General features: G+C 45.4%; 10 protein-coding genes. 5 read left to right on the forward strand and 5 right to left on the reverse strand.

Features of this window, described 5'->3' with window-relative positions; all coding sequences use genetic code 11:
* Positions 1-11: 11 nt before the first annotated feature.
* Positions 12-2,828, reverse strand: a complete 2,817-nt coding sequence (carB, locus tag VN105_RS28210) for a carbamoyl-phosphate synthase large subunit (protein WP_325646567.1) — start codon at positions 2,826-2,828, stop codon at positions 12-14.
* 201 nt (positions 2,829-3,029) lie between these two features.
* On the opposite strand from carB, the gene VN105_RS28215 reads away from it, so the two are divergent.
* The 4 genes from VN105_RS28215 to VN105_RS28230 all read left to right on the forward strand — a co-directional run bounded on the left by VN105_RS28215 (position 3,030) and on the right by VN105_RS28230 (position 5,775).
* Positions 3,030-3,713: a hypothetical protein gene (locus VN105_RS28215; protein WP_325646569.1), complete on the forward strand. Its 684-nt coding sequence runs from the start codon at positions 3,030-3,032 to the stop codon at positions 3,711-3,713.
* A 185-nt stretch (positions 3,714-3,898) separates the two neighbouring features.
* Positions 3,899-4,141 carry a hypothetical protein gene (locus VN105_RS28220; RefSeq protein WP_325646571.1) on the forward strand — a complete coding sequence of 81 codons (243 nt, stop codon included), beginning with the start codon at positions 3,899-3,901 and terminating at the stop codon, positions 4,139-4,141.
* A 48-nt stretch (positions 4,142-4,189) separates the two neighbouring features.
* Positions 4,190-5,116 (forward strand): DUF692 domain-containing protein, encoded by a 927-nt coding sequence (locus VN105_RS28225; protein WP_325646573.1) that lies wholly within the window; start codon positions 4,190-4,192, stop codon positions 5,114-5,116.
* A 5-nt stretch (positions 5,117-5,121) separates the two neighbouring features.
* A complete protein-coding gene (locus tag VN105_RS28230) occupies positions 5,122-5,775 on the forward strand; it encodes a hypothetical protein (protein WP_325646575.1) in 654 nt (217 codons plus the stop codon).
* On the opposite strand, the gene VN105_RS28235 is transcribed toward VN105_RS28230, so the two are convergent.
* Complete coding sequence (locus VN105_RS28235; RefSeq protein ID WP_325646577.1) at positions 5,776-6,930, reverse strand: MFS transporter; 1,155 nt, start codon at positions 6,928-6,930, stop codon at positions 5,776-5,778.
* Positions 6,931-6,956: 26 nt separating this feature from the next.
* Positions 6,957-7,703, reverse strand: coding sequence for a DeoR/GlpR family DNA-binding transcription regulator (locus VN105_RS28240; RefSeq protein ID WP_325646578.1), 747 nt, complete (start codon positions 7,701-7,703; stop codon positions 6,957-6,959).
* Positions 7,704-7,787: 84 nt separating this feature from the next.
* Between VN105_RS28240 and VN105_RS28245 the strand changes: the two genes are divergently transcribed.
* Positions 7,788-8,345 carry a 5' nucleotidase, NT5C type gene (locus tag VN105_RS28245; protein WP_325646580.1) on the forward strand — a complete coding sequence of 186 codons (558 nt, stop codon included), beginning with the start codon at positions 7,788-7,790 and terminating at the stop codon, positions 8,343-8,345.
* Between the two features lie 9 nt (positions 8,346-8,354).
* Here the strand turns inward: VN105_RS28245 and VN105_RS28250 are convergent, their stop codons facing one another.
* Positions 8,355-8,894, reverse strand: coding sequence for a helix-turn-helix transcriptional regulator (locus VN105_RS28250; RefSeq protein WP_325646582.1), 540 nt, complete (start codon positions 8,892-8,894; stop codon positions 8,355-8,357).
* A gap of 147 nt (positions 8,895-9,041) precedes the next feature.
* On the reverse strand, positions 9,042-9,641 hold the full coding sequence (locus VN105_RS28255; protein WP_325646584.1) for a helix-turn-helix transcriptional regulator: 600 nt from the start codon (positions 9,639-9,641) through the stop codon (positions 9,042-9,044).
* Positions 9,642-9,898: the final 257 nt, after the last annotated feature.

Below are 9,898 nucleotides of genomic sequence, written 5' to 3' on the forward strand. Positions count from 1 at the left end.
CTTAACAGGAATTATTTGCTCAGGTACATGCTCTTTTCTTTGAACAGCTGTCTGAAGTATGGATCACGCAGATCCTTGATAAAGCGGATCGCTTCTCCGGTAGATTTCATTTCAGGTCCGAGTTCCTTGTTTACACCCGGAAATTTATTGAAAGAGAATACCGGCTCCTTGATCGCAAAGCCTGTCAGTTTCTTTTCAATGGTGAAGTCCTTCAGTTTATTGGCGCCAATCATCACTTTGGTGGCAATATTCAGGTAAGGTACCTGGTATGCCTTTGCAATAAACGGCGTTGTACGTGATGCACGCGGGTTGGCCTCAATTACAAACACGTTGCCGTCCTTTATGGCAAACTGAATGTTGATCAAACCCTGGATATTCAGTGCACGGGCTATTTTCTCGGCATAGTACTCCATGGTGGTCACTTCAATGGGCGACAGGTTGAAGGCCGGTAGTAAAGCATGGCTGTCGCCACTGTGGATACCTGCAGGTTCAATATGCTCCATCACGCCCATCACGTGGAAATCAGTACCATCAAAAATACCGTCTATTTCTGCCTCCTGGCAACGATCCAGGAAGTGATCAATCAATATTTTATTCCCCGGCAGATGCCTGAGCAGGCTCAGTACAGACTCTTCCAGTTCTTCTTCATTAATAACAATCCTCATACGCTGGCCACCCAGTACATAAGAAGGACGTACCAGCACAGGGTAACCTACTTCCTTCGCTACATCAATAGCATCGTCTGTATTATAGGCGGTTCCGTATTTAGGATAAGGAATGCCCAGGTCTTTCAGCATGTCGGAGAAACGGCCACGGTCTTCCGCGATGTCCATGTTATCAAAGGAAGTACCGATGATCTTCACTCCGTTTGCTTCCAGGCGTTTGGCCAGTTTCAACGCAGTTTGTCCGCCCAGCTGCACAATTACACCTTCCGGTTTTTCCAGCTCAATGATCTCCCAGAGGTTTTCCCAGAACACCGGTTCAAAGTACAGTTTATCCGCCATGTCAAAATCGGTGGATACTGTTTCAGGGTTACAGTTCACCATAATCGCCTCGTATCCGCAATCCTGGATGGCCTGTAAACCGTGGGTACAACAGTAGTCGAACTCAATACCCTGACCAATCCTGTTAGGACCGGAACCGAGTACAATGATCTTTTTCCTGTCTGTTGGAATGCTTTCGTTAACAGTATCGAAAGTGGAATAGAAGTAAGGCGTTTTAGCTTCAAACTCTGCGGCGCAGGTATCTACCATTTTGAAAGTACGGCGGATGCCCAGTTCCTTACGTTTTGCATATACTTCATCTTCATCACAATCGCCGAACAATACAGACAGCTGTGCATCGGAGAAGCCCAGTTTCTTGGCGTCCCTGAGCATATCTGCGGAAACAGATTGCAGGTCAAGTTCCAGCAACTGTTTTTCCATATTCACGATGTCCTGGATCTGATTCAGGAACCAGCGGTCGATATAAGTGAGCTGGTGAATGTGCTTAACAGATACACCTGCCATCAGGGCATCTTTAATACGGAAGATACGATCCCAGGTAGGACGTTTCAGTTTTTCGATCAGCTGCTCACTTTTCATGAGCGACTTGCCATAATAACCGAGTCCGAGTGCATCGTTCTCAAGGCTCTGGCAGGCTTTCTGCAGTGCTTCAGGGAAAGTACGTCCAATAGACATTACCTCTCCAACTGATTTCATCTGCAAGCCTAAAGTATCATCTGCACCTTTAAATTTATCGAAGTTCCACCGCGGCATTTTTACAATCACATAATCCAGCGCAGGTTCAAAGAAAGCAGAAGTGGTTCTGGTGATCTGGTTTTCCAGTTCATCCAGTGTATAGCCAATGGCCAGTTTCGCGGCTATTTTTGCAATAGGGTAACCGGTTGCTTTGGAAGCCAGCGCAGAAGAACGGCTTACACGCGGATTAATTTCAATGGCGATCAGCTCTTCATTTTCAGGATTGAGAGAGAACTGTACGTTACAACCGCCGGCAAAGTTGCCGAGGTCGCGCATCATTTTCATGGCCTTGTTGCGCATGTCCTGGAATGCAGTATCGCTCAGCGTCATTGCAGGGGCTACGGTGATGGAGTCACCGGTATGGATCCCCATCGGGTCCAGGTTTTCCACCGTACAAATGATAACCACGTTATCATTCTTATCGCGTAGTAATTCCAGTTCAAATTCTTTCCATCCAAGTACGGCTTTTTCTACCAGCACCTCGTGGATAGGAGACGCTTTCAAACCACGGTCCAGTGCTTCGTCCAGGTCTTCCTTACTGTGTACAAAACCTCCACCGGTACCTCCCAATGTAAATGAAGGACGGATAACCAGGGGGAATCCAATTTCCTGGGCAAATTCCTTACCTTCCAGGAAAGAGTTGGCTGTTCTGGCCGGCGCTACCGGTATTCCCAGCTGGATCATCCACTGGCGGAACTGTTCACGGTCTTCCGCTTTATCAATGGCTTTGATATCAACTCCAATCAGGCGAACGTTATGTTTCTCCCATATTCCCAGTTCGTCTACTTCCTTACAAAGGTTCAGCGCAGTTTGGCCACCCATAGTAGGTAATACGGCATCTATCTGGTTTTCTTCCAGGATCTGCTCAATGCTTTCCACGGTCAGTGGCAGCAAATAAACCTTATCAGCCATCATTGGATCCGTCATGATGGTAGCCGGATTGGAATTAATCAAAATCACTTTAATTCCTTCTTCCCGCAGCGAACGTGCTGCCTGGGAACCGGAATAGTCAAATTCGCAAGCCTGACCAATAATAATGGGTCCAGAACCGATAATGAGTACAGATTTGATAGATGAGTCTTTTGGCATTTGTGTAATCTATTGAAAATGAAAAACCAAATTGATTTTTCTGCCGTGTGAGGGAACAAAAAAATCGTGCAAAGCTACGGCATTGAAATTTATAAATGGAAATAAATTTTGTTTGAGAAGAAGATTTTTTTTGGAAGAAGAGATAAATGCGCATTGTTTTATATGTTAATTTTACCTTATGCAGATAAAAAAATTGTTTTTATGAAAACACCGGAAGATAGTTTTCAGGGTGAGGGATATGAGGAAGTAAACCTCAGACAGTACCTGGAAGAAAAGCGGGAGCAGGAAGCAGAGGATTTACTGCCAATGAAGATTTACAGGAAGTACGGCAAAGGGATCATCAACTCTGTAACCGGCGATAAACATCAGCCCATCTGGAGCCACACGTTCAGGCTTACCTATGAACAAACAGAAGGGCTGCTTCGTTACGCATGGGAAAATGAATATGATAATCCATACCTCAACGACTTTAAATCCTTTATGAATCCAGCTTATAACGGCAGGATACATACCGGACACACCTTACTGCAACTGGAATTGCCCCAACAAAAAAACAGGCTTAAAATATCCTCTAAAGGCGCGCTGCATTTTCTTAGTGCATTAAATCCTGGTAAAGTGCAAACCGGCTCCACAGCATTCGATCGTCACTTCATTACTATAGCCCATCCCAAAAGCATCATCGAACATATATACGGGGAACTTGAATTTCTGATGGATCCGGACTTAGGAACATCCCTGTCGCTCATCAGCAATTTTGAGGATGCCATTACCTTACGCTTCTACCTCCAGTTACGCATTAACAAACTCATCACCGAAGAAGCACAAATGGAAAAGCTACTCAAACACACGCTGGCATTGGTCAATAAACTGAACACACTGTATTAAAACGGTGAACCGTTTTTCCGTATAAATACTTATCCTGATCTCATCTTATTCTCCTAACTTTATCATCCGCAGTTAAACATACCTGCGCTACAACCCCAAAACGACTGGTACTAATTCTACAACAGCCCTGCCTGCAGGGAATCTTGCTTTTATTTTATATTAAAACACCCCAAAAATCAAATGTCATGCGTACAGCTGAAATTCATTATGGCGACGATGGTCGCATAGATGTTGCCGTTCCCAAAGGCACCAAACTGGAAGACATCACCAAACTGCAATCCATGGTGATCAAACAAATCAATCCCCGCGGTTGCCAGGCCTGCTTATCCGGCGTTCACTTCAATATCCGGGAAAAACTGGAACAGGTGATCAAGGTAGACCTGGATAAAATGGCTGTTATCAAAGACGTTGCCATCAAACAACATTAATCCGGATACCGCCCGGGCATTGCCGGGCGGTATTTTAAACCTCCTGCCATGTCACAAGTATTATCAACTGCCAGGACAGGCCGCCTTTATCAGCAAACTATTCCGCAGCTGGGTGTGGGCCTGTTGTATAACCCGTCGCTGGAATTATACCTGGACGCATGCCCAGGTATATGCGACTATGTGGAAATTATCCCGGATATGTTTTGGACAGACCGCGGTAACCATGCCCCGCAAAGGTTTGAAGAAATTGAATCCTGGATGAAAGTGCTGGATAAAATAGCCGCACAATATCCCCTGACCGCTCATAATATCTCCTACTCCCTGGGCAGTGCAGGCATCTTCGATAAATCCTATCTCTATAAAATGAAAGAATGGCATGAACGCTATCGCTTTAAATGGCATAGCGATCATCTCTCTTTCGTAAAAGTTCATAACGAACAACAGGAAGAACACAATGCCGGGCTGGCTGTACCTGTGCCATACGATTATGAAGTACTGGATATGATAGGCGGCCGTATCAACGCCATCAAACGATCTGTCAGCACACCTTTCCTGGTAGAGAACAATGTTTACTTTATTGACCTGCCTGAGCAGGAGCTGAGCGAAACGGCCTTCCTGAATGAATTGTCGCACGATACTTCCTGCGGATTACTCCTGGATATCCACAACGTATATACGAATGCGGTAAACCACCACTTCGACGCCAGGGCTTTTATTGCACAACTCGAACTGGATAAAGTGATCGAAATCCATATTGCCGGCGGAAATGAAATGGCCGGCATGTACACAGACTCCCACGCGGGGCCTTGTCCGCCGGAGGTATGGGATTTGCTCGATTATACGTTACCGTTAGTACCTAACTTATGTGGCATTACCTTCGAGTTTCATGAATCTTATTTTCACCTGCTGCAATTTGACGGTGTTACCCGCGAACTGAACAAAGCAAAAGCAGCCTGGAACCTTTATCATACCTGAACATTATGTCACTCCTATCTTTTCAGAAAGCGTTGACAGACCTGATTGCATCGCCGCAATTATGTTTGCAGTTACGCAGTGATCCCACAGCGGTATTGATACGATATGATTTAAACAGCCGCGAACGCTTACGGCTGCAAGCGGTAGTGTATCAGCAGGGAATGTCGGTAAGCTGTACCCTGTACCGGGTTAACCGGATCACTCCTGTTTACACGATGCTTCCCTATACCTGTTTTTTACTGGGAGCGCAGCTCATGCCGGTGATAGAGGAGTTCTGGGCCATCGACAACCGGTCGGATCTGCAATTCAAAAGAGAGATCAGCATCTTCGGGGAGTTCCTGTTACAGAAACTGCTGGGCGGAGACCTTGCAAATCCTTACCTGCGGGAGATTGTAGTAATGGAACTTGCCATCAATGAATTGAAATTTCTACCGAAGAAATTACTGATGGAAAACAATAATGAAGAAACAGGCCTGCACCCGCTTGTTCGATTGGTGCCATTTGATCATCCGCCGGAATCCTTACTCACAGCGCTTGCCAGCATGAAACTGCCGCAGCAGGAAGAAGATACCGGCGAATATTGGTTAATGCTCGACTACCGGGAAGAAGAACTTTCTTTCCGTGCGCTGCCCCACAAAAGCAGGGCAGCAGCAGGATGATCATAATTTTATCCGGGAAGACATTACTGCGATAGCCGCGCCCATTACGGCAATCATGGTGAAGGCAACACCAAGGTTGGTAGCCTGGGCCACAAATCCAATCAGCGGCGGACCAAACAGGAATCCGAAATAACCAATGGTAGACACCGTAGCCAGCGCCATCCCCGGGGGTAATTTTGTAGACCTGCCTGCCGCACTGTATACCAGTGGCACCACGGCAGACACACCTGCACCCACTAACATAAAGCCCAGCATAGCCGGAACAAAGTAAGGAAAAACAACCGCTACCAGCAGTCCGCTGGCAGTAAGGCCGCCGCTTATCAGCAGCATCTTTTTCACCCCCAGCCTTGTAGTCAGATAGTCGGCTACAAAACGACCGGATGCCATTGTGCTCATGAACGCTGCATAGCCGGCGCCAGCCCATCCTTCTCTGACCTGTATTACCCTGCGGAAGTATACGCCGCTCCAGTCGAACATAGTACCTTCGCAAATCATTGAACACATTGCAATAATTCCCAGCGTGAACAGGAACGCATCCGGCTTTCCAAATAAGGAAGGAGCATTGTTTTCATTGGTAACACGCACCACTAACCGGTTCATTGTAAGCGCCACAAGCACCCAGGAAACCGCGGTAATAATTAAAAAGTGATACACCGGTGCAAGATGTAAACCTGTCATCCAGGTACCAAAAGCAGCGCCTGTAAAACCTGCTACACTCCACAACCCGTGAAATGAAGCCATAATAGAACGGCCATACATGGCCTCCACTCCCACCGCCTGCGTATTCACTGCTATATTGGCAAGGTTACCGCAAAAACCAAAAAAAACAAGACACACGCTCAACTCCCACGATGTATGTGCCAGCCCCAGCATTGGCAACACAACAGCATAGGCAACTGCCGCAAAAAGTAATACCTGCCGGCTACCGTATTTGGATACCAGTATACCCGCTACCGGAAGGGAAATGATAGACCCTACCGGCAAGGCCAGCAATACGCTTCCAAGACCGGCATCATTTAATTTTAGCGCCAGCTGGATATCCGGAATGCGGGAGGCCCAGCTGGAAAAACATAACCCGGTTAAAAAAAACAAGGCGCTCACCGCAATGCGGGTAGCTCTTTTATTAATCATTACCATCGATAGATCGTGTAACATCTTCAGTCAGATAAAAGTTGAATTGATCAGATCACCTGTATGCCCAGGTTACTATAAGGTTTCAATGAAGGCAGGTCCGGGTTGTCTGTGATAATTGTATCCAGCCCTGTAATGTCACATACTTTAAAAGGTTCTGCTGTTCCCATTTTGTCGCTGGTGGCCAGTGCAATGGTTTTATTGGCAGATTCCACCATAGCGCGTTTTACATCTGCTTCCCCAAGATCCAGACCGGTTACGCCTGCATCCGGGTGCAGACTGCAGATGCCCAGGAAGCATATATCCGCCCGCATTTTTTCCAGCATGCGGATGGTATCCATGCCACCGGCCGTTTGAGAATCCTTACCAATAAGGCCTCCTGTTAAAATCACCTCAATCACGGGATGCTCAATTAATTGCGCCACAATGGGTACACTGTTGGTAATAACCCTGATATGGAGGTTAGCGGGAAACAATTTCGCCAGCATTAAGGTAGAAGTACCCCCATCAAGAATGATGGTTTGCCCGTTGTGCAGGTACGACAATGCCTTGGTGGCAATATGCTTCTTATCATCTTCATGATATACGATACGTTCCTTAAAAGAATAGGGATTTGGGGAATGCGGGATAGCTCCTCCCCTTACTTTAATCAGCTGCCCATTCTGCGCCAGGGATTCCAGATCCCTGCGCACGGTATCTTCCGACACCTGCAAATCGCTGCTAAGCTCCGCCTGCAGCACTTTATGGTCAGTCTGCAGCTTTTTGAGAATATAGTCCAGCCTTTCCTCTCTCAACATAAGTCGTGCTATTTTATGCAATATTATGAAAGATTATGCGATAATTTGCAGATTATTGCATAAATTTGCAAAAAACAGCAAAATATGGCAAGAATAGCAATCGACATGGACAATGTAATGGCAGATCTTACACAACATCTGCTGGACGTATACGCTAAAGAATACGGGGAAGTAATAGACCCGGAACGTTTGAACAACATCCCCGAGGGTAGTGCTTTTCCTGAAGGTGTAGCTATGAAAATATTAAAAGCTCCCGGGTTTTTCAGAGGTATACCGGTAATGGCCGGCGCACAGGAGGTTGTGAAAGCGCTGGCAGACAGGCATGAAGTTTTTGTAGTATCTGCAGCAATGGAATTTCCGCTGTCACTGGCGGAAAAACACGCATGGCTGGACGAGCATTTTCCCTTCATCAGCTGGAAAAATATCGTGTTCTGCGGTTCCAAAACCATTGTGGAAGCGGATTATATGATCGACGATCACGACAAAAACCTGCGTACATTTAAGGGAACACCGCTGTTGTTTACTGCACCGCATAATTTACCCCTTACAGATTATAAACGGGTAAATAACTGGGAAGAAGTAGCGGCTTACTTTGCCCTGACTACTGTTCAAAGCAGCGGGGAAGTCCTGGCTGCCGGCTAAGTCCGGGGCTTACCTGGCTTCCAGGATATTGATCTTTCTTTCAAGGGTATTCACTTTCCTGATATATTGTTGCACTTCCATGCATTTATCCAGGTAAGCCTCCGCCCAGTTAACCTCCTGTTTTATTGCATGTGGTCCCATGAAGTAACCGTAGGGCAGGTCAAGCTGCTGATGCAGCTGTTGCAACTGCACAGGATTGAATGCTGCTGAGTCCAGCCATTCATGTACTTCATTCATTGATAGCTGCAGTTGGGCTGCCAGTTGTTCATCTTTTATTTTTTGCTTCGCAAGATATAGCTGCAGCAGTTCCCCATGATGCCAGGAATTTCCTTCCAGTGAATCCCAGTTACAGAAATCTTCCAGCGTAACGGGAATGGCTCCCAGCAATATATCCAGCTTTTCTCTTTTGATAGCCGCTAGTGAAAAATAGCGGTACAGTCCCTGTGGAGTTAGCCCGGTTTTCTTTGCATAGTGAAGGATCACAATTTGTTTTTGTCTTAATATACGCCGCAACCTGGCGCCTGCATGCACATAATATGGAACTGACATTTACAGCATCCTGTTTTGGTGAGAAATGGGGTGTATATACAAATATAATACTTTTTTATTCTCAAAACAGGGTTTACTATCTCGTATTTTAAAGTATCACCGATAAATACTATCAACAAATATCATTATAATAAGATAAGCTCGCTTTTAATCGTGTTGTTTACGGAAAGCTGCCAGTTCCTTTTTTAACTGCAGCATTTCATCTTTTAGTGTTGCATGGCTTTTCAACAGCTGTGTATATTCTTCCAATAGTTTATAGTACTTCTCCCTTAACAACATCATTTCTTCACTATCTGTGTTCCGGCTTTCCTGTAATGTACCCGGGTTAAGAAACCCTTCCACGCTTAAATCCAATCCTTTCGCCACCCTGTCCAGTTCATCCGGCGAAAAACTTTCTTTTTCAAATAGGTTATACATCGTGCGGCGGCTCATCTCCAGGCGGCCGGCCAGCTTACTTTTGTTCAGCCCCTTCTCCGCAATAATGTGTTGCAAACGCTCTCCATGATGAATGCTTTTCCCGTTGGTTAGCTGCATAGCACCATTCCATCGCATAAACTCATCGGGGGTAATGCCAATAAGGTTACAAAAACGTTCCATGGTAGCACGTTTCATGTCGTTTTTCCGCAAGTGGTAATGAGCTATTTGATTTGTAAAACCAGCCATAGTGGCGAAATCTACAATCTTTATCTTCTTCTGTTTTAAGATCTGTTTCAACCGGTGTCCCATGTGTATCAGGCTCGACTGCATCCCTTTTCATTTTAAATTATGATGCTACATACAGGATGACCTGTCGTATTAACGTATAATTTAACAATTAATATTTCATTCTGTAAATAAAAATATCAATTTAACAAAAAAAATATAAGCCTGTAAGTCGCCCTGGCCAATAAAAAACCATACTAACAGTAAAGCGTATACGCAAAAAAATAACAATAAATATTTATCGATTTAATAGTTGAGAAATCAGAATGATAACAAACAAGATTATTGTGTAATCAATACAC

The organism is Chitinophaga sp., from assembly GCF_035564935.1.
In the GTDB taxonomy this organism is placed as follows: domain Bacteria; phylum Bacteroidota; class Bacteroidia; order Chitinophagales; family Chitinophagaceae; genus Chitinophaga.